Genomic DNA, 20,269 nt, shown 5'->3' on the forward strand with positions numbered 1-20,269 from the left:
CATGAACCTGAACTCGCGTACGCTTGCTCTCTTAACCTCACTGGCGGTAGCTCTTGTGCTTACCGCCTTTCTTGCTTTAGCCAGCTCGTTCTCCTCACAGGGCTTTGTGATAGCGCTGGTAATCGTGTTTATCTGCTGCTTCGTGCTGGTGCACTTCTCCTACGAGGCGCTGGTGTTTCGGGAGATAAAGCACATATACTCCAGCCTGGAGAAACTGAAGCGGCAGGATTTTAAGAAAGTGGAGAGCCGCTCTACCTTCGCCGCCGACCCGCTCAAGAAGATAAAGGACGAAATTTACCTGATAGCCGAGCGCAAGCAGCAGGAGATTGATGAGCTGAGGAGCCTGCAGATGATGCGCAGCGAGTTTCTGGCCGACGTGTCGCATGAGCTGAAAACACCTATTTTTGCCGCTCAGGGCTTTATCCATACCTTGCTGGATGGCGCTGTAGACGACCCGAATGTACGCGATAAGTTTCTGGAGAAGGCAGCCCGCAGCCTGGACGGCCTCGATGCGCTGGTGCAGGACCTGATCAGCATCTCGCAACTGGAAAAGGGCGTGGTGAAGATGGCCAAGCGCAACTTCGACGTAGCCCAGCTGGCGCGCGATGTAGCCGAGCAACTGGAACTGAAGGCGGTACAGCAGGAAATTACCATCCACGTGGAGGCCACCGAACCCGTCATGCTCTTTGCCGACCCGAACCGCATACGCCAGGTGTTCACCAACCTCATCGACAACGCCATCAAGTATGGCCGCAGGGGCGGTAACATCTGGGTCATGTTCGATGAGGGCAAGAAAAAGTATACCATCACGGTAAAAGACGACGGAAAGGGTATAGCCCAGGAGCATATCAACCGCATTTTTGAGCGCTTCTACCGCATCGACAAAAGCCGCACCCGCGACACCACCAGCACCGGCCTTGGCCTTTCCATCTGCAAGCACATCATTGAGGCGCACCGCTCGTTTATAGCCGTAAAAAGCGAGGTAGACAAAGGCACCACCCTTCGGTTTAAGCTTCTGAAGGCGAAGTAGGGTTTCGTTGTTCGTTATTAGTTATTTGTTATTGGTGCAGAAAGCTACTGCCCCTGCTGGTAGCACCCATGGTTATACTTTGCCAGAAGTATAGCGGCGCCACTAACAACGGGCAACGCTGGCAATCAACCAACCACTATTATCCGTATCTTTGCAGGATGCACGGCCGCAATAGGTGGCTGCGCCCGAACAAAGTATAAAACGCATGAAGTACCCGGTTTTTGAAGACCTGATAATATTTGAGAACGAGGATTACGTAGTGGTAAACAAGCCGCCGTTTCTGGCCACGCTGGAAGACCGCACGCCTAACACGACCAACCTGTTAAAGCTGGCCCGCCAGTATAACCCGGACCTGCAAGCCTGCCACCGTCTGGACAAGGACACCTCTGGTTGCCTGGTGCTGGCCAAGAACCCGGAGGCCTACCGCAACCTGGCCATGCAGTTCGAGTCGCGGGAAGTATACAAAGTATACCATGCCGTGGTGTGGGGCACGCACAAATTTGAGGATGAGCTCGTGAGCCGCGCCATTTTATCCAACGCCAAGGGGGTGGCCAAGCTATCGCCACAGGGTAAGCCCGCCGAGACATACTTTAACACCCTAGAGAATTATGCCCGCCATACCTTGGTAGAATGTCTCCCCGTGACTGGCCGCCTGCACCAGATACGCGTGCACCTGGCCTTCCTGAACGCCCCTATTGTAGGGGACTCGTTGTACGGAGGCGAGCAGGTATACCTGAGCAGCCTGAAGCGCGGTTTTAACTTGAAAAAGAACACAGAGGAGTTGCCCCTGATCAAGCGTTTTGCGCTGCACTCGTTCAACATTGGCTTTGTGCTACCCAACGGAGAGCCAGTTAAAATTGAGGCCCCATACCCGAAGGACTTCGGTGTGCTGGTAAAGCAGCTGCGCGCGCATTAGACTTAGACGATTTTTTTGACAAAGGACAATAGAAGTATGGCTGGCCTGCTTCTTTTGTCCTTTTATACTTTCTGCCGCAAGTTTATTGTGGCTAAGTATGGCAGCAGTTTGCAACTGCTTTGCTTTGGAAAAGCAAGGCTACGAAGGCTTTAGCTATACTTTAAAGCCTGCCGAAGTACAGACTGTTGATGAAAACACCAACAATGGCGGGAAGAAGTATGAATAGCCTGTTTCTTCTGTCCTTTATACTTCTATGCTTGCCCGAAGTATAAAACCCGCTTTTCGGAAGGATGAAGTTTCCCCGGTCCTTTGTCTTTTGTCATACTTTCCTTTGTCCGAGAGTCCTTTATAAAAATCTCAGCTCATTCGCAGCACAATCTTGCCGATGTTCTTGTTCTGCTCCATGTAGCGGTGCGCTTCAGCTGCGTCCTGCCAATCGTATACAGAGTCTATCACTGGCTTAAGTTTTCCCTCCTTAAACAGCGGCAGCGCAAAGCGGCTCAGGTCCTCGGTTAGTTGTATCTGGTAATCTTTGGACCTGGTGCGGAGCGTGGAGCCGATTACCTGCAGGCGCTTGCTCAGGATTTTACGCAGATCCACCTCTCCTACCTTACCGCCACCCAGGCTGGCAAGTATAACCAGCCGGCCATCCAGGCGCAGGCAGTCGAGGTTCTGGTTGAAGTATGGCCCGGCAATAAAGTCCACAATCACATCCACTCCCTCGCTGTTCGTGTAGGCCAGCACTTCATCCTCGAAAGGCACCTCTTTGTAGTTAATGGCTTTGTGGGCCCCCAGGTCAAGGCAGGCCTGTACTTTTTGCTCGGATGCCGTTACCAGCACCTCGGCCCTAAGCGCCCGCGCCAGTTGTATGGCTGCCGTGCCTACCCCGCTGGCACCAGCGTGGATCAGGGCGCGCTCCCCGGTTTGCAGCTTGCCCAGCCACACAAGCGCCTGCCACGCCGTCAGGAACACTTCGGGTATGGCAGCGGCCTCTTCCATACTTAAGTTATCCGGCACCGGCATCGCCATGGCCTCATCTATCACGGCATACTCGGCGTAACCGCCGCCGGGCAGCAGGCCAAACACCTTATCGCCTTTTTTATACTTGGTGCAGTTAATGCCTGCCTCCACCACCTCGCCGGCTACCTCCAGGCCAAGTATAGGGCTTGCTCCTTTGGGCGGCGGGTACTTGCCCTGCCGTTGGAGGGTATCGGCGCGGTTAAGGGCGGTAGCGTGCACTTTTACCAGCAGTTCATGCGGGTTGGGCAGCGGCTGCTCGTACTCTCCAAGTATGAGTTGCTCCGGCCCACCCGGCTGTTTTACAAGTATGGCTTTCATGGATGGCTTATTCTAATGTCAGGTTATAGGTCACGTTCTTAATAACTCTAAGCTACCGCTAAAGTTGCGGGCGCTTTCCGGGTTTCCATTTCACCCTCGCTTTCAGCATTTTATTCAGGATGTATTGCATATCAAATAAATAGCTTCTATCTTTGTGTCCATTTTCCAAGAACCGAAAGTTCAAAAGTCAAAATAAATAAATCGCTTACAACCACTAAAAATGGATCATTTAAGTTATAAGACCCTTACTGTCAATAAGAAGACAGCCAACAAAGGCTGGGTGATTATTGATGCAGGGCAAGGAAGCTTGGGTCGTGTGGCATCTGAGATTGCCAAGATCCTGAAAGGCAAGCATAAGCCTTCGTACACTCCTTTCGCTGACTGCGGCGACAACGTGATCGTAATCAACGCTGATGACACACGTTTCACAGGCCGTAAGTGGGATCAGAAGTACTACCTGACGCACACTGGTTACCCAGGCGGTCAGAAGAGGACTTCTCCACGTGAGCTTAAGGCTAAATCATCTACGCTGCTTGTAGAGCGCGCTGTTCGTGGCATGCTGCCTAAGAACAGACTGGGTCGCGAGCTGTTCCGTAATCTTCATGTTTTTGCAGGAAGCGAGCATCCATTTGCAGCTCAGCAGCCTAAAGAATTAACCCTCAACATCTAATTAATTAATGGAAGTTATCAATACATCTGGTAGAAGAAAAACCTCGGTGGCTCGTATCTACATGACGGCCGGGCAAGGGAATATCACTATTAACGGTAAAGATATCAAGGCATACTTCCCTAACGAAGTACTGCAGACGATTGTGAATCAGCCGTTTCAAACCTTAGAAGCTATTGGCAAGTACGATGTGGTTGCCAACCTAAAAGGTGGTGGTGTAAGCGGCCAGGCTGAAGCACTCAGACTTGCTATCTCTAAAGCACTGGTAGTAGAAAACGCCGAGAATAAGTCAGCCCTGAAGAAAGAGGGCTTCATCACGCGTGACCCACGCATGGTAGAGCGTAAGAAGTTCGGTAAGCGCAAAGCTCGTCGTTCATTCCAGTTCAGCAAACGTTAATATTAAAGGTGTATCAACAACATGGCAAGTACTAATTATAAAGAATTGCTTGAGGCAGGTGTTCACTTTGGCCACCTTACCCGCAAGTGGGACCCGAAGATGGCTCCGTACATCTTCATGGAGAAGAACGGTATCCACATCATTGACCTGAACAAAACGCTGGTTGCGCTGGATGAGGCTGCTGCCGCCATCAAGAACATCGCGAAGTCTGGTCGTAAAATCCTTTTTGTAGCTACTAAAAAGCAAGCGCAGGAAATCGTGGCAGATGAGGCTCGTCGCCTGAAGATGCCTTACGTAACCGAGCGTTGGCTGGGTGGTATGCTTACAAACTTCGCTACAGTGCGTAAGTCTCTGAAGAAAATGTCTACCATCGACAAAATGATGAAAGACCCAGAGCAGTCTAAGGCACTGGCTAAGCGTGAGAAGCTGATGCTGTCTCGCGAGCGTGAGAAACTGGACCGAGTACTGGGCGGTATCGCTGACCTGTCTCGCCTGCCAGCTGCTCTGTTCATCGTAGACGTGAAGCGTGAGCACATCGCGGTAAAAGAGGCTCAGAAACTGAACCTGCCAATCTTCGCTATCTGCGATACAAACTCTAACCCAGAGCTGGTAGACTTCCCAATCCCTGCCAACGACGACGCTTCTAAGTCTGTATCCCTGATCGTTTCGATCATCGGTAAGGCTATCGAAGAAGGTCTGTCTGAGCGCAAAGTGGACAAAGAAGAGACTGAGCGCAAGCGTTCTGAGGAAGAAGGCATTAAGGCGAAGCAGGAAGCTGACGAGCAATAATCCCTGATTTATATTGCACTATATCAAACTGAACATTGGGCACACTGCGCTTCAATGTTCAGTTTGTTTTAGGGGATTGGGAAGAGACAAAAGAAATTTTGACAGAGGACAAAAGACTTTATACTTCAAATCCTTTATACATAATTCTTAATTATTAATTCGTACTTCATAATTATATAATCATGGCTATTACAGCACAAGACGTTAACAAACTCCGCCAGGAAACCGGAGCTGGTATGATGGACTGCAAGAAGGCGCTTACTGAAGCTAACGGCGACTTTGAGGCAGCTAAAGATATTCTTCGTAAGCAAGGCCAGAAAATTGCCAGCAAGCGTGCTGACAATGCTACTTCTGAAGGTATCGTGCTGACGCACGTAAGCGAAGACGGCAAAAACGGTAAGGTGATTGCCCTGGCTTGCGAAACTGAGCCTGTTTCTAAAGTAGCTGACTTCCAGAACCTGGCTAAGGCTGCCCTGGAGACTGCTGTTTCTACAAACGCCGCTACTAAAGAAGAACTGCTGGCTGCTGCTCAGGCTGATGGCCGCTCACTGCAGGACCACATCACTGACCTGATGGGTAAAATCGGTGAGAAAATTGATGTTGTTTCTTACGAGACAGTTTCTGCTGAGCAAGTTGTTAACTACAACCACTCTAACGGCAAACTGGGTGTGCTGGTAGGCCTTGTAAACACTGGCGGTGCCAACGTAGAAGAGGTTGGTAAAGACGTGGCTATGCAGATTGCTGCCATGAACCCAATCGCAGTTGACAAAGACGGCGTTGATTCTGCTACTGTAGAGCGTGAAATCGAGGTTGGTAAAGAGCAGGCCCGTGCCGAAGGCAAGCCCGAGCAAATGCTGGAGAAGATTGCTATGGGTAAACTGAACAAGTTCTACAAAGACAACACCCTGCTGAACCAGGACTTCGTGAAAGACCCATCCCTGTCTGTTGCCAAAGTACTTGACAACACTAGCAAAGGCCTGACAGTTAGCGACTTCAAGCGTGTTGCTATCGCTTAATTGCTGCTGAAAGTATAAACAAAAAAGCCCGCCGAAAGGTGGGCTTTTTTGTTTTAGGGAATGTATTTGTACATGAGGTGAGCGAGGCACAACCGAAGACTGGCTTATGTGCTGGGTTAGCACTAGATTTTATTTGTACAGATTAGAATAGTCTTCATATGTCCTTAGCTGATGCGGAGCCAACTGCTGAGCCTTTTCTCTATCTTTTTCTGCTGCTACTCTTTTCCCAAGTATAAATTTGGCGGCACCTCTATCATAATAGGCACTGTATAAGTATTGAAAATCAGGCCCGGTATTGATTACCTTGCTATAGTCTTCGATTGCAAGTTCGTATTTATGCTGACTTAACCTGCTGTTAGCTCTCCTAAACAGAAACTCTACGTCATTTGGGTATGCTTCTAACGCATCAGTAAGCGTTTCTTCAATTGTAGAGTCACTATGGATATGGGTATAAGCCCAATACAGCTTTACATATACATTTCTGCCGCTATAACCTTTTTTTATTGCTCTTTCAAAGTAGTCTGCCGCTTGTCTCTTCCCCTGTACATCTATGACATCATTTCCTTCATCAGATTTTTCTACACCTAATTGATAAAGCGTTTCTGCAGGCGTGAAAAAGTAAGGGTCTGATAAAACGTATATAGCTGTTCCAAGTGCTGCAGCGGCTATTATAAATGAAATCAGCTTTTTCATTTTAATTTCTATACTTCTTCAATTTACTGCTAGCTAGTAGCTAAACGCACTCCCCTCACCCATTCCGCCTCATCGTGCTCACAAAAGCATCGCGCATGTCTACGAAGCGGTTCACGACGGCCTCAATGAAATCATCATCTATCAGGGCTTTGGCTCCTTCGTCGCCCATTACTTCGGTTTCCTCTATTTTATAAATTTGCTCCAGGTTGGCTTTCTCCAGTTTCAGGATATACTTGCCGTTGTAGGAATGCAGCGTGATTTTCACGTGCGGATTTGGTATGTCGGCTACTACTCTCATAGTTTAAAGGTATTGATTTGTGGTAAACTGGGTATAGTATAAATGTCTCTCTCACAAGACCGTTAATGTATCTAAAATAACAGACTTTGTCATTCTAGAAGAATATTGCTGGATAGGCGAAAAGCTATCACTTCTGGCTCACAAGATCCTTTCAGGATGACAGTTCGAAAAAAGCGCAGGCCTACTCAACCCCTCCAAAAGGAAAACTTAGAGTATAATCCTTTGTCCTTTGTCAGGCAACTAGGCTTCTTCTTCAATCTCGATGCCCATCAGCTGCATGAGTTTGCTCGCGTTAAAGCTGCGGCAGAGGCCGGACGTAAGCCTGTAATCGAACCGAATCTCGTTGCCGATGATGTCGCTGTTGAAGCTGTAGTTCTCTACGCTGCCCTGCAGTTCCTGTTCCATGGCGCCAAGCTCCAGGTCGTGGGTGGAGATGAGGCCCGAGGCATTACGTTTGTGCAGCTGCCGTATCAGCGACATGGCCCCGATGTGCCGATCGCGGGAGTTGGTGCCTTTCAGAATCTCATCTAGGAGGTAAAAGACCGGCTGCCCAAGCTCTGTCAGCTCCAGCAGCACACGCAGGCGCTTCAGCTCGGCGTAGAACGAGGAAGTGTTCTCGGCCAGGTTGTCGGCGGTGCGCATGGCCGTGTATACTTGCGCTGGCGTCACAGTCATACTTCTGGCGCAAACCGGGCCACCCATCAGCGCCAGCACCATGTTGATACCTACCGTGCGCAGAAAAGTCGTTTTACCCGACATATTCGAACCTGTGATGACAATCGTATGGCCTGTGCCCTGCATCTGAAAATCGTTGGCAACAGGCTTGACCGAGAAAATGAGCGGGTGCGCCAGCTCCGTGGCCTGGTACAGGAAAGGAACCTGACTCAGTTGCGGCACAGCAAAATGCGGGTGCGCATGCTGGAAGGCCGCCATACTGGCCAGCGCCTCAACCTCAGCCAGCACCTCCAGGCTATGCTCCAGTTGCTGCAGGTGCTGCTCCTTCCAACGTTCCAGGCGGTACATCCACACAAAGTCCCACATCAGCATCGCATTCAGGAAAAATGCCATCAGGGTGCTAAGCCGGTAAGAGAAAAAGTCGATGATGTTGGCGAGCTTGTTTATACTTTCGGATGACCGTGTGCCGGACTTTGTGAGCTCCTGGTGCAGCGCCTGCAGCAAAGGCGTATCGAACTGGTGCTGCTCTATGTGCTGCAGCTGTTTGGTATAACTGCGCATGGCTTCGTAAATGCCGATGCTCTTTTCGTAATACTCGTCGCGCTCTGCAGTAAACCGGTTAGCCAGCAGGTACTGCACCAGCAGCAACACCACTGCTATCCAGCCGCTAAGGCCATAGAACCAGCCGGCAATGGCCGCCAGCGTAAGTATAGGAAGTATAAACAACAGCGGTTTCAGCCAGCTGTGCTGCCGGAAAAAGGCTTTGTCCTTGAACCAACTTATAAACCCTGCCGCCGATTCAGCGTCGTGCTTGTAGTGCATGGGCAGGGCCACCAGTTCCTGGAGCCAATCCAGTTTATTGTCTGAGGCTAACTCGGCCACAGCCTCCTGCCGCTGCAGCACCTGCTGCGGGGCAGCCGCTTTGCGCAGCCAGCTGGCCAGTTTATACTTGCCAATGCTGGTAACAGAGCGGTTGAGCAGCTGGAACAGCGAGTTGTGCCCGAAAATATCGAGGTCGGAAGTATAGGGGTGATGGTCATCCACGAACTCCTGTCCGCTATCGAAGTTTTTCAGCTTCCCCTGCAGCCGCTCTACCTCCTGCTCGTTTACCTGCCGCAACAGGCGCAGCTGCTGGTGCCGGAAGTTGAGGCGGCTGTGCCAGCGCATCACAAGTATAAAAAGGGCGTAGAAGCCAAGTATGGCCAGCGTACCGGCAGTGGTATTACCTGCCCTAAAAAAATAGTAGGCCACAGCCACACCGGCCACAAACACCCCCACCCGCAGCCAGGATACGGCGCTGGAGGTGGAGGCCGCTTTCTTCTCCTGATCGCTAAAGGCCGAAGCCCTTTCTAAGTATAAACGCTCTCTGCTTTCGCTCACCATCTGTTTTTTTAGTCCTGTTTATACTTGTTAGTCAATCATGGCAATGCACTTCAGCTCAATGGCGATGGGCGTAGGCAGGCTGTTTACCTCCACGGTGGTACGGCAAGGCTGGTTATCTTTAAAGTACTCGGCGTAGAGGCGGTTGTAGGTGGCAAAGTCGTCCTTCATGTTCGTCAGAAACACGGTTACGTCTACCAAACTGTCCCAACTGGAGCCGGCGTCCTCGAGAATATAGCGCACGTTCTGAAACACAGACCGGCACTGGGCTTCTATATTGTAGCTCAGGACGTTACCCTGCTCGTCCAGCTCCACACCGGGTATCTTTGTAGTGCCGCGCTCCCGTGGCCCCACCCCCGACAGAAACAGCAGATTGCCCACACGCCGCGCGTGCGGATACAGCCCTACCGGCTCCGGGGCCTTGCTTGAGTTTAGTAGATCTTTATTAGTTGCCATAGCCAAATATACTTATTAATGAACAGGGATTCTATACCCAGCTGAAAACAGAAAGAGCCGGCAGTCGCCAGCTCTTTCCTTCACCTTAAACAAACTATTCTAACGTCTTGTGCTCTATTTAATAAACCTTACGTCCCCATACTTAGAGATGATGCTTACCTCTGCCTTGGGCGCGGTGTTGCCGTACTTGCCTTTATACTCTGCTGAGGTATAGTCCTTTTCAAGGGATGTGATAGTAATCAACGACTTATCCACGTTAAAGTTACCGAACTGTACATTCACATCGAAGTTGAAGGCTGAATCGTCGGCAAAGCGCAGGCTGAGCGGAGAAAAACCAGAGTTCAGGGAAACCTTACGCACGTTGTTGCTGATATTGTCTACATTAAAGGATCCATACTGCACCTTCATGTCGATGGCTTCCTGCAGGTTGCCAATGCTGAAGTCGCTGAACTTGGAGGAGCCCTGCAGGCCGCTCGCTTCGCCTACCTTCATGTTGCCATAGGCCACGCTGATGTTTCCGCCTTTTATATAGTTGCAGTCGCCAGAACCGTAGGCCAACTTAATAGTATTTCCCTGGTTAGTCAGCCTATCGCATTTCAGCGCGCCATACTTTACATCGATCTCCGCCTTGCCCTTCATAGAGGCCAGGTAAACATCCCCGAACTGGTTCTTAATGGAGATGGCATTTTCGGCAGGCATGTAGATGGTATAGTTTATCTCCAGGCTTTTGCTGTGCTTGCCGCTGATGTTCATCGGCTCCTTTTGGGTACGGAAAACATAGGCATTGCCCTCGCGGCTTTCCTGAATGTTCACGCTGTTGAGTATGGCCTGCGCCCTATCATCCGTGGCGGCGCGAGCAATCACATCCACCTTCACCCGCATTTCCTTTTTATCCCAGGTGTTTACATGCACCTTGCCCCACTGGTTATCAATCTTCAGGCCGTCGGCGCTGCTCACCTTAAAGGTTTTGTCGATAGTCTTGCGCTTCTCCGCATCGAAGGCCATGGCTTCCTCGGTGGCATGGTTGCCAGTCTGGTCCACGATGACGATGTTTTTCAGTTCAGCCAGCTCTGCCAAATCAGCTAAATCAGCCAGGTTAGATAAATCAGGTATGCTCTCCAGCGCAGCCAGCTGCGTTAGTTCAGCGAAGCTCTCCAGATCCAGGTCCTCCAGCACTTGCAGCCCCGACAGGTTCACCGTTACATCCGAACAGGGTGCCTGGTCTTTTGCCTGACCTGTGGCCAGCATTGGTGCCAGCAACAGCACCAGCATGAGGCGTAGATAATTATACATTTGAGGTATCATTTGTTTGTTGTTTTAGATTGGTCTCCTTGTTTATTTTCTGCAGGCGCTGCAGCACCTCCAGTTGGCGGTTCAGTACTCTAACCCGTATTCCCAGGTTCTGAACCATGGCGTTTACAATTTCTTCGGTATTAGGAGATGTGTAGAGTTGTTTTTTAAGGACGGTGTAGCTGCTGTCGAGACGGGCCAGTTCTTTATCTATTATCTGCTGTTCATCCAGGCCCAGCACTTTCATGTCATACTCGCTCAGCTCTGATTTTTTTTCCTCGATCTGGCTCACGTAGTACGCCTCTATCTCGGGCAGCTCGGGGGCAATGGCGCCCACCTCCGGCACTTCGGTAGTTATACTTTCTGAGGATGCGAGCGTGTAGGCCGATTCAGGTGTTTGCTGCTTCATCAGGAAGATGGTTAACCCGCAGCCCAGTAGCAGCACGATGGCCGCCGCCACACGCATAAAGAAGTAATCTGCGCTAAAGCTGGCACGGTCGCCGAAGGAGAATTTAATTACTTTAGCCTCTTTTTCGGGTGATTTCTGGGGCAGGTCCTGGCAGATTTGCTGCCATAGTTCCGTCCGGGGCTCAAAGACGTCGAACTCCTCGCGGTGGTCCTGTACAAATTTTTCTAGTCTATCTTTCATGGTAAAGCTCCGTCATACGTTTTTGTCTTAATTAAACCCTAAGCCACAAACTGAGGCTCTTTCATTATCTCGAGTAGCTTCTTGCGTGCCCGGCTGTACTGCGATTTAGAGGTGGATTCGGAGATACCCAGCACCTCCCCTATCTCGGCATGGTCGTAGCCTTCCAGCAAGTATAAACTCAACACTACACGGTAACCGTCGGGCAGCTTTTGGATGGCGCGGCGCACCTGCTCCACCTGCCACTCAGACTCGTCCTCATTCACTTCGTCTGCCACGTCAGCCACGGCGCGCTCATCCATCGGCACCAGCTCGGATCGGCGCTTGCGCACGGCATTAATGGCAGCATTGATGACAATCTTCTTCAGCCAACTGCCGAAGCTCGCCTCCGCTTTGTAGCTATGCAGGTTCTTGAAGGCACTTACAAAGGCCTCCTGCAGCACGTCCTCTGCCTCAGTGTAATCATTAGTGATGCGCATGCTCACGTTAAACATGGCCTTGGAGTAAAGCTTATACAATTCATACTGCGCGCGATGGTCTCCGCTAATGCAGCGTTGCACCACCCCCTGGTTCACATCCTGATAGCTAAGTTTCTCCAATGTTCTTACTACTTAACCGGTTTCGTCGCGCTTACTCCTTGTATTTATACTTCCATCCGCCTCTTACTAATCTCTGCACTAAAGACACGCCTGTCTATCCGAAGTTGCATATAGGTTACAAATATTTTCAGAAATTTTTCGTTAGGCGCCTTTATCCACACTATCCACACCCCTCTGTGGATAATGTTTAGACGCTGTTATCTACCTCATCCTCTTTTATTTATACTTTACGAAATAGTATAACACAGGAAGCGAATGCCTCCGTTATTACTTTTCTGCTCGCCACACAGCCAGTATAAACAAGGGTTTTCCACATATCCACATGCCAGGTATCCACAATTGTGGATAAGTAGGGTTTATACTTGGGTTGCTCAGGGAGATGGAAAGTATAAGTATGGGCAAGAGAGTAGCGAGCGGAAACAAGAGTGCGTAAGAAGTGTAAAGGCCTCGCCGCAGAGGAAGGATAAACACCTCAAACTTGAGTAATTTATACTTTACCCGACACAGCTATACTTTATGCACAAGTACAAACACGAAAACGCCGGCCCTTCGGTAGAGCCGGCGTTTTATACTTTGTCTGAGTCAGGATTCTCGGCTGCTGTAGCTCAAACTGAGAATCCTGGCAATCAATAAATCTTAAAAACCTAGTCCATGATATCGAACTTGATGCCCTGGGCCAGCGGCATCTCACGGCTGTAGTTGATGGTGTTCGTCTGGCGGCGCATGTAGATTCTCCAGGCGTCGGATCCGGACTCGCGGCCACCGCCCGTGTCTTTCTCCCCGCCAAAGGCACCGCCAATCTCGGCACCGGACGTACCGATGTTCACGTTGGCAATGCCGCAGTCAGAACCCCAGTGGCTCAGGAAAGCTTCTGTCTCCAGCAGGTTGGTAGAGAAAATGGACGATGACAGGCCCTGCTTCACGCCGTTCTGCAGCTCAATGGCGTTCTCCACGTCGCCGCTATACTTGATGAGGTACAGAATAGGGGCAAATGTCTCTTCCTGCACCATCTCGTAGTGGTTCTCTGCCTCTACAATGGCCGGCTTTACGTAAGTACCGGTTTCATAGCCCTCGCCGTTCAGAATTTCGCCACCGATAAGCAGCTTGCCTCCCTCCTGCTGTACTTTCTCTAAGGCAGCGGTAAAGGCATCCACTGCAGGCTTGTCAATCAGCGGCCCTACTAGCGTGGTGCTGTCCAACGGGTGGCCGATGGGCAGGTTGGCGTATACTTTCTGCAGGCGCTCTTTCAGCTGGTCATACACATTCTCATTCACAATAATGCGGCGGGTGGAGGTGCAGCGTTGGCCACAGGTACCCACGGCACCGAACACGATGGCACGCAGCGCCATTTCCAGGTCCGCGTGCTCTGTCACGATGATGGCGTTGTTACCGCCCAGTTCCAGCAGCGATTTACCCAGGCGGGCGCCCACCGCTTCGCCTACTTTCTTGCCCATGCGCGTAGAGCCCGTGGCCGATACCAGTGGCACCCGCGTGTCGTGGCTCATCAGGCTGCCAATCTCCGCATCCCCGATCACCAGGTTAAAGATACCTTCCGGCAATTCGTTTTCGGCCAGCACCTCTCTTAGAATATGCTGACAGGCCACTGCGGTAAGCGGGGTTTTCTCAGACGGCTTCCATACTACCACGTCGCCGCAAACGGCGGCCAGCATGGCGTTCCAGCTCCAAACCGCCACCGGGAAGTTGAAAGCTGAAATAACGCCCACGACGCCCAGCGGGTGGTACTGCTCGTACATGCGGTGCTGCGGGCGCTCGGAGTGCATGGTATAGCCGTGCAACTGGCGCGACAAGCCAACAGCAAAGTCGCAGATGTCGATCATCTCCTGCACCTCGCCAAGGCCTTCCTGCAGGATTTTGCCCATCTCGTAGCTTACCAATTTGCCCAAGTCCTCTTTGTGCTGGCGCAGCTTCTCTCCGATCTGGCGCACAATCTCGCCACGCTTGGGAGCCGGCACCTTGCGCCATACTTTAAAAGCCTCCTGCGCGGTTTTAATCACGTGGTCGTAATCCTCGGCAGTGGCCATGTTTACCGAGGCAATGGTGTTGCCGTCAGCCGGGGAGTTGATGGTGCGCGTGGTGCGCCCTTCGTGGCCGCCCCAGGCAAGGCCGGTGCTGTAGGCAGGGTTTACTTCTTTTATGCCAAGCTGGTGCAGTACATCCGATACTTCCTTTACCAGCGGGGCTGCGTCTATGGTTTGTTTCATGGTTTTATTCCTCTTATATCTTTTTATCAGGCTCTTATACAAAGCTAAAAAATAAAAAAGCTTCTGCAAGGCTGCAGAAGCTTTCTCTTTATAGGGTTACGGTTTCTTAACCTTTTCCGATTGGGTAGTAGGCTTTCAGGCCATCCGGATAAACACCTTCGATGTAAACCACGCCGCCTTCAAAGTTTTTCAGGTACTTCTCTACATCGGCCGGCTCGTTCACTTCATAGCGGTCGATGCGGGTGATGATAAAGCCGTCTTTCATACCGGTGTCACTGAACTTGCTGTCGGCCACACCTTTGATTTTGGCACCACCGGTAATACCCAGCTTGCTCATTTCCTGTCTGCTCACCGGCTCAAAAGTGGCTCCGTCAAACGTTACAGCTTTGGCGTTGCTGCGCTTCACCAGCTCAGTGCTGTTGTTCAGGTTCTTCAGCGTCACGTTGGTGTTTCTGTTCTTGCCATCACGCAGGTAAGAGATCTTTACCTTGTCGCCTGGGCGGTAGCGGGCAATCTGCTCCAGCAACTGCGACGACTTGGCCACCTTCACATCGTTCACAGCAGTAATCACGTCTCCGGCTTTCAGACCGGCTTCCTCGGCGCCGCTGCTTGCCTGTACTTCTGCAATGTATACCCCGTCCAGTGTCTTCAGACCTTTCTCTTTGGCAAACGTCGCGTCAATCTCCTGGATAGAAGCACCCAGCAAGGCACGCTGTACCTCGCCATACTTCAGCAAATCGTCCACCACCTTGCTCACAATAGAAGAAGGCACGGCGAAAGAATAACCGGCAAAAGAACCTGTCTGCGAAGCAATGGCTGTGTTGATACCCACCAGATCGCCGTTCAGGTTTACCAAGGCACCACCCGAGTTACCCGGGTTCACAGCGGCGTCCGTCTGAATGAACGACTCGATGCTCATATCGCGGTTGGCGCTCGTGCGCAGGATGTTGATGTTACGGCCTTTGGCGCTCACGATACCGGCCGTTACGGTCGAGGTCAGGTTCATGGGGTTACCCACGGCCAGCACCCACTCGCCTACCTGCAGCTCGTCTGAGTTGCCGTAGCGGATGGTGGGCAGGTTATCCGCGTTAACTTTTAGCAGGGCAATGTCAGTGGTCGGGTCGGCACCTACCAGCGTAGCTTCAAACTTACGCTTGTCGTCCATCACCACCTCAATTTTATCGGCTCTGTCGATAACGTGGTTGTTGGTAACGATATAGCCGTTAGAAGCTACAATCACGCCGGAGCCGGAGCCAATCTGCGGACTGCGCGGCACGCTTCTGCCAAACCCGTCGCCAAAGAACTCGCGCAGGAAAGGATCCATCGGGCTGCTATATCGCTCTGAAGAGCGCACGCTATACTCTGTCATCACGTGTACCACGGCAGGCGTGGAAACCTGCGCTGCCTTTATAAAATTCAGCCCTTCGGGCACTACCACATTGCTGCTGCGCATGTCGCTGGTATAGCGTACGGTGGGGTACTGTTGCTGATCGGTCTGTACTACTTTGTCGTCTTCCAACAGTTTGTAGCTGCCAACAGCCACACCGCCGCCTAACACGGCCGAAAGCGCAACGCCAAGTATAAACTGTTTCGTCTTCATATGTTGATTTTAAAACTTTACTATATATAAATTCTTTAATGCTATGCCTGCTGAAATGCTAACGTCATACTTGTATACGATAGTATACCCGCTACGCGCCAGCCATTTTCGCTACTACTCCTAATAAACAAAAAAGAGGCCAATTTTGCTGGCCTCTTTATTATGCTTATGTTAAGAAGTTTATTTTCCGGTGCCATTCTCTGCGATGGCTTTCTCCTTTTTCTCGGCTTTCACCTCTTTGGTGTTACCGGCTGCAATAGAAATCTGACGCTTCTTCGTCTTCTTCTCATCTTTCGGAACATCCACCAGCAAGATGCCATCGCGGAACTCAGCGGTAATCTTATCGGGGTTTACGTTGTCAGGCAGGAAGAAGCTTCTGCTAAAGGAGCCGTACTGCGTCTCCATCATATGGAAACGGCGGCCTTCCTCCTTCTTCTCCAGTCTGCGCTCACCGGTAATAGTCAGCTTGCCTTCCTGGAAATCAATCGTAATATCTTCTTTCTTCACGCCTGGCAACGCTACCTCAATCTCATAGCCGTGCTCTGTCTCGCAGGCATCTACGTGTGGCGTAAAACCAGAGAATGTTCTGGAGTTCACGGTGTCATTAAAGAACCTGTCCAGCATTGCGCTGAAAGTTGAGGGCATGCTATCCTGCATGCTGTTATACCTTGTCAGTGCCATAATATACCTCCTTTTTTAAGCTTCCTTATTTTCACTAACACTACAGTAAAATGTGTGCCAACAGAATATTCCTGTTGAAGAGTGAAATAATGTCATTATCGAAGCTAAGAAGAGGCTATAAAGGCTGACGATTTTTCAGTTAAACAACTGATTAGTAAGTAATACTGGCAGTTTCGGGAGTGCGGTTAATCGTGTACTTCAGCTCCAGGCCCACTACTGGTGTAATGCGGTTGCGCTTGGTCGTGTAGCCATCCTCCTGCAGTTGCCCCTGCTCGTTATACACAGGCGGCACCAGCACATAATAGTAATCTGTTTGCCGCATAAAGTATGGGTTCACGCGCAGCTTCTCCGTCACCTCATAATTCAGGCTCAGGCGCAGACGGGTGCGGTCGATGGTGCGTTCCTTGATGAGGCCGTCGTACGCTTTGCCCAGGTTGGAGCGCATCATGGCCTCGTAGTTTATACTTGGGGTGATGAACTTACTTCCCAGTGGCAGGCGCTTGCCCAGCTCGGCCGACAGCCTGAAGCGCCCGAAGCTGTCATAATCTTCCTGGTCCACATACTCGAAGAGCAGCTGCTTGTTAAAGTATAAACCCTTTACCTGACCGTTGTGGCGCAGAAACAGTGAATAAAACAGCGTCTTGGGATAATCCTCGGCAGCATAGCGAAGGATGGCCCCGCCGCGCCAGTGGTCAGACAGCATGTGCTCGTAGCCCAGGCTCAGCTCCACCCTTTCAAAATTGCTCCCTATCCCCGATTCCCGCAGGTCGTTGAAGCGGCTGTCGGTGTTGATGCGGTAGCCGTTGCGCAGGAACAGCAGCCCCTCCTCGCCCACGCCGTAACTTACCTGCAGCTCCGGCCAGATGGTGGTGGGGGCATTTACCTTGCTCTGCGCCTGCACGAGCGCCGGCAACAGCACCAGAAGTATACAGTATAGTTTTCTCATACGTGTCACGTTTTGTGGTTTATCCCTCCAACTCCTGCAGCGCTATCCAAGCCATCAGGCCTATACCTGTTTCCAGGGCCGTTTCATCTATGTCAAAAGTGGGAGTGTGCACGCCGGAGGTAATGCCGCGGGCTTCGTTGCGGGTGCCCAGGCGATAGAAGCAAGCCGGCACCTGCTGGGTATAATAGGCAAAATCCTCGGCTCCCATCCACAGGTCCAGATCCACCACGTTCTCGGCGCCTAAGTATACTTCTGCAGCCTTGCGGGCGATGCCGGTTACGGTTGGGTCGTTTTGCAGGAAAGGGTAACCAAACTTGATGTCGATGTCGCAGCTGCCGCCCATACTTTCGCAGAGGCTCTCGGCCAGCTTCCTGATTTTCTGGTGCGCCTCTTTGCGCCATACTTCGTTCATGGTCCGGAAGGTGCCTTCTATTTTTACCTCGTTGGGAATAACGTTGGTAGCGCCCTTGGCCTCCACCTTGCCAAACGAGAGCACCGTCGGCACCTTCGGGCTGGCGTGGCGGCTCACGATCTGCTGCAGCGCCACTAGCAGGTGGGCCGAGATAAGCACCGGGTCAACGTTCATCTCGGGCAGCGCGGCGTGGCCGCCCTTTCCCTTCACCGTGATATAGATCTCATCGGCGCTGGCCATGTACATGCCCGACTTGAACCCCACCTTGCCAGCTGGCAGCAGCGGGAACACGTGCTGGCCCACTATACTTTCCGGGGCCGGGTTCTGCAGCACGCCTTCTTTTATCATGATGGAGGCACCACCCGGAAACTTCTCCTCACCCGGCTGAAACACCAGCTTCACGGTTCCCTCAAACTCCCCGCGCAGTTCCTGTAGGATGCGCGCCGTGCCCAGCAGCGAGGCCGTGTGCACGTCGTGGCCGCAGGCATGCATCACGCCTTCGTTCTTTGATTTATACGCCACCTCGTTTGCCTCCAGAATAGGCAAGGCATCCATGTCTGCGCGCAGGGCAATCGTTTTCTTCTCCGGGTTCCGGCCTTTTACCAGGGCCACCAGGCCTGTGTTCGCCATACTTTCCGCCTCGATGCCATACTGCCCCAGCACCTGCTTTACATAGGCAGCAGTGTTATACTCCTCAAACGAGAGCTCAGGGTTAGCATGGATGTGGCGGCGCACCAGCACCGTATCGGGTGCATAGGCCTTGGCAAGAGCCTTAATTCTATCTAGGGTAGTGGACATAACTCTAATTGAAATACCGGCTGCTCTATACTCTGCGCCGGGGCTTACTAACAGTAAAACAAGGTAGCAATTTTATACTTTCCGGCATTAAAATAAAAAGCGTTGCAGCTACTTCGCCACAACGCTTCTACGGCTTTCTGTGCCTATGCTTTACTTCTTCCGGATGTTGATCTTATCGGGCACAATTTGCGCGTTCGGGATCAGGTCAGAGATTTTATTCAGCACCTGCTGGGCCTCCACCCGGTTGAAAAAGTCTCCAACCATCAGGCGGAAGTTCGGCTGCTGGTACGTAAGGTAATCCTGCACATCCGGCACCCGGGTAATGATGGCCTTGCGCAGGTCCATCACAGTCTGCCGCTGCGAGCCGTTGTAGGCCAGAATGCGGTAGCCCTGGGCATACTTGATGTTCTTGTTCACGCTGGCCACTGTGTCCATCAGCACGGCCACCTGCTCGTTGTTGTGGAGCGTTGGCTCTACACGCGCCAGCGGGGCATTCTCTGCGGTCTCATACCTTGGGCGGTACTGGCTCAGGTCGTCGAGCACCCTTTCGGACTTGCCTGTTCCAACTCTCGCCTCGCTGCCTACACGGCCGGTGCCTTTAGAGGGTGCACATGCAGTAACTACTGCCAGCAGCAAGACCAGCGAAAAACTCAGAAATCTATTCATGGGAAACTATTTGTATACTGGCCGAGCAGCCCAACCTATCGGCGCCGGCTTTAATTAATGCCTCTGCTTCGGCGGTGGTTCTGATGCCGCCGGAGGCTTTGATCTTCATTTTGCTGGGTAGCACGCGGCGCATCAGCTTGATGTGGTCTACGGTGGCTCCTTTGGCTGCAAAGCCTGTCGAGGTTTTAACGTAATCGGCGCCGGCGCTGGTACAAATGCTGCAGGCTTTTATAATTTCCTCCTCCGTCAGCAAGGCCGTTTCGATGATCACCTTCAGCTCGGCATCGCGCATGTGGCAGAACTTGGCCAGATCACTCAGCTCGTTTTCCACCTCCTTATACTTGCCGGACTTGAAAAGGGAAACGTTCATCACCACGTCTATTTCATTGGCGCCATCCTCAATGGCCTGGTGCGTCTCCAGAAATTTTACCTTGGGGTGCTGGTAGCCCAGCGGAAAGCCAATGACCGTGGCAATCTTTACCAAGGAACCCACGCCCAACCGCTCCTTGGCCTGCTGCACATAGCACGGCGGCACACACACGGCCGCAAAGCCGTAGCTTCGGGCCTCGTCGCAGAGTTGCAGCACCTGGCTGGCCGTAGCATCAGGGCGCAGCAGCGTATGGTCTATATAAGAGGCGATGTCTTCTCCTGCCATAGTGGTTGGATAAAAGACAAAGGACATAAGATGAAAGTATACTTTCTCCTACATCCTCTATCCTATTAATAAATAAGGTATAAAAAGCAGCCACTACTT

General features: G+C 51.6%; 22 protein-coding genes. 7 read left to right on the forward strand and 15 right to left on the reverse strand.

The annotated features are described in order from the left end of the window. Position 1: 1 nt before the first annotated feature. The 3 genes from BM040_RS13240 to BM040_RS22085 all read left to right on the forward strand — a co-directional run bounded on the left by BM040_RS13240 (position 2) and on the right by BM040_RS22085 (position 2,172). A complete protein-coding gene (locus tag BM040_RS13240; protein ID WP_092102175.1) occupies positions 2 to 1,030 on the forward strand; it encodes a sensor histidine kinase in 1,029 nt (342 codons plus the stop codon). 205 nt (positions 1,031 to 1,235) lie between these two features. Further along, complete coding sequence (locus BM040_RS13245; RefSeq protein WP_092102177.1) at positions 1,236 to 1,946, forward strand: RluA family pseudouridine synthase; 711 nt, start codon at positions 1,236 to 1,238, stop codon at positions 1,944 to 1,946. 97 nt (positions 1,947 to 2,043) lie between these two features. Next, entirely contained in the window at positions 2,044 to 2,172 is a 129-nt protein-coding gene (locus BM040_RS22085; RefSeq protein ID WP_262502457.1) for a hypothetical protein, read from the forward strand. 131 nt (positions 2,173 to 2,303) lie between these two features. On the opposite strand, the gene BM040_RS13250 is transcribed toward BM040_RS22085, so the two are convergent. Further along, positions 2,304 to 3,284, reverse strand: a complete 981-nt coding sequence (locus BM040_RS13250; protein WP_092102181.1) for an NAD(P)H-quinone oxidoreductase — start codon at positions 3,282 to 3,284, stop codon at positions 2,304 to 2,306. Positions 3,285 to 3,504: 220 nt separating this feature from the next. Here BM040_RS13250 and rplM point away from each other — a divergent pair, with 220 nt between their 5' ends. The 4 genes from rplM to tsf all read left to right on the forward strand — a co-directional run bounded on the left by rplM (position 3,505) and on the right by tsf (position 6,153). Further along, positions 3,505 to 3,954 carry a 50S ribosomal protein L13 gene (rplM, locus tag BM040_RS13255; RefSeq protein WP_092102184.1) on the forward strand — a complete coding sequence of 150 codons (450 nt, stop codon included), beginning with the start codon at positions 3,505 to 3,507 and terminating at the stop codon, positions 3,952 to 3,954. Positions 3,955 to 3,961: 7 nt separating this feature from the next. Beyond that, positions 3,962 to 4,348: a 30S ribosomal protein S9 gene (gene rpsI, locus BM040_RS13260; RefSeq protein WP_092102187.1), complete on the forward strand. Its 387-nt coding sequence runs from the start codon at positions 3,962 to 3,964 to the stop codon at positions 4,346 to 4,348. A 21-nt stretch (positions 4,349 to 4,369) separates the two neighbouring features. After that, positions 4,370 to 5,137 (forward strand): 30S ribosomal protein S2, encoded by a 768-nt coding sequence (rpsB, locus tag BM040_RS13265; RefSeq protein WP_092102190.1) that lies wholly within the window; start codon positions 4,370 to 4,372, stop codon positions 5,135 to 5,137. A 182-nt stretch (positions 5,138 to 5,319) separates the two neighbouring features. Continuing rightward, the gene (gene tsf / locus BM040_RS13270) at positions 5,320 to 6,153 is read left to right on the forward strand and encodes a translation elongation factor Ts (RefSeq protein WP_092102193.1); all 834 of its coding nucleotides are present in this window, start codon (positions 5,320 to 5,322) and stop codon (positions 6,151 to 6,153) included. A 129-nt stretch (positions 6,154 to 6,282) separates the two neighbouring features. On the opposite strand, the gene BM040_RS13275 is transcribed toward tsf, so the two are convergent. The 14 genes from BM040_RS13275 to deoC all read right to left on the reverse strand — a co-directional run bounded on the left by BM040_RS13275 (position 6,283) and on the right by deoC (position 20,197). Continuing rightward, positions 6,283 to 6,846: a tetratricopeptide repeat protein gene (locus BM040_RS13275; protein ID WP_092102196.1), complete on the reverse strand. Its 564-nt coding sequence runs from the start codon at positions 6,844 to 6,846 to the stop codon at positions 6,283 to 6,285. A 55-nt stretch (positions 6,847 to 6,901) separates the two neighbouring features. Continuing rightward, positions 6,902 to 7,144, reverse strand: coding sequence for a hypothetical protein (locus BM040_RS13280; RefSeq protein WP_092102199.1), 243 nt, complete (start codon positions 7,142 to 7,144; stop codon positions 6,902 to 6,904). A 240-nt stretch (positions 7,145 to 7,384) separates the two neighbouring features. Further along, positions 7,385 to 9,199, reverse strand: coding sequence for a MutS-related protein (locus BM040_RS13285; protein WP_245756218.1), 1,815 nt, complete (start codon positions 9,197 to 9,199; stop codon positions 7,385 to 7,387). A 30-nt stretch (positions 9,200 to 9,229) separates the two neighbouring features. Then, positions 9,230 to 9,655 carry a RidA family protein gene (locus tag BM040_RS13290; protein ID WP_092102205.1) on the reverse strand — a complete coding sequence of 142 codons (426 nt, stop codon included), beginning with the start codon at positions 9,653 to 9,655 and terminating at the stop codon, positions 9,230 to 9,232. A 114-nt stretch (positions 9,656 to 9,769) separates the two neighbouring features. Further along, positions 9,770 to 10,948 carry a DUF4097 family beta strand repeat-containing protein gene (locus BM040_RS13295; protein WP_175491065.1) on the reverse strand — a complete coding sequence of 393 codons (1,179 nt, stop codon included), beginning with the start codon at positions 10,946 to 10,948 and terminating at the stop codon, positions 9,770 to 9,772. After that, positions 10,941 to 11,594, reverse strand: coding sequence for a hypothetical protein (locus BM040_RS13300; RefSeq protein ID WP_092102211.1), 654 nt, complete (start codon positions 11,592 to 11,594; stop codon positions 10,941 to 10,943). Before BM040_RS13300 ends, BM040_RS13295 begins: the two co-directional genes overlap by 8 nt. A 38-nt stretch (positions 11,595 to 11,632) precedes the next feature. Next, on the reverse strand, positions 11,633 to 12,190 hold the full coding sequence (locus tag BM040_RS13305) for an RNA polymerase sigma factor (protein WP_092102214.1): 558 nt from the start codon (positions 12,188 to 12,190) through the stop codon (positions 11,633 to 11,635). A gap of 644 nt (positions 12,191 to 12,834) precedes the next feature. Further along, on the reverse strand, positions 12,835 to 14,412 hold the full coding sequence (amaB, locus tag BM040_RS13310; RefSeq protein ID WP_092102906.1) for an L-piperidine-6-carboxylate dehydrogenase: 1,578 nt from the start codon (positions 14,410 to 14,412) through the stop codon (positions 12,835 to 12,837). A gap of 106 nt (positions 14,413 to 14,518) precedes the next feature. Beyond that, entirely contained in the window at positions 14,519 to 16,012 is a 1,494-nt protein-coding gene (locus tag BM040_RS13315; RefSeq protein WP_092102217.1) for a Do family serine endopeptidase, read from the reverse strand. A gap of 180 nt (positions 16,013 to 16,192) precedes the next feature. Further along, positions 16,193 to 16,693 carry an Hsp20/alpha crystallin family protein gene (locus BM040_RS13320; RefSeq protein ID WP_092102219.1) on the reverse strand — a complete coding sequence of 167 codons (501 nt, stop codon included), beginning with the start codon at positions 16,691 to 16,693 and terminating at the stop codon, positions 16,193 to 16,195. A 151-nt stretch (positions 16,694 to 16,844) separates the two neighbouring features. Beyond that, positions 16,845 to 17,639 carry a DUF2490 domain-containing protein gene (locus tag BM040_RS13325; protein ID WP_092102222.1) on the reverse strand — a complete coding sequence of 265 codons (795 nt, stop codon included), beginning with the start codon at positions 17,637 to 17,639 and terminating at the stop codon, positions 16,845 to 16,847. 19 nt (positions 17,640 to 17,658) lie between these two features. Beyond that, positions 17,659 to 18,849: a M20 metallopeptidase family protein gene (locus BM040_RS13330; protein WP_092102225.1), complete on the reverse strand. Its 1,191-nt coding sequence runs from the start codon at positions 18,847 to 18,849 to the stop codon at positions 17,659 to 17,661. A 150-nt stretch (positions 18,850 to 18,999) separates the two neighbouring features. Beyond that, the gene (locus BM040_RS13335; RefSeq protein ID WP_092102228.1) at positions 19,000 to 19,515 is read right to left on the reverse strand and encodes a sporulation protein; all 516 of its coding nucleotides are present in this window, start codon (positions 19,513 to 19,515) and stop codon (positions 19,000 to 19,002) included. Then, the gene (deoC, locus tag BM040_RS13340) at positions 19,508 to 20,197 is read right to left on the reverse strand and encodes a deoxyribose-phosphate aldolase (protein WP_245756219.1); all 690 of its coding nucleotides are present in this window, start codon (positions 20,195 to 20,197) and stop codon (positions 19,508 to 19,510) included. The genes BM040_RS13335 and deoC overlap by 8 nt, the downstream gene beginning before the upstream one ends. Positions 20,198 to 20,269: the final 72 nt, after the last annotated feature.

It is taken from the genome of Pontibacter chinhatensis, from assembly GCF_900113285.1.
Taxonomy (GTDB): Bacteria; Bacteroidota; Bacteroidia; order Cytophagales; family Hymenobacteraceae; genus Pontibacter; species Pontibacter chinhatensis.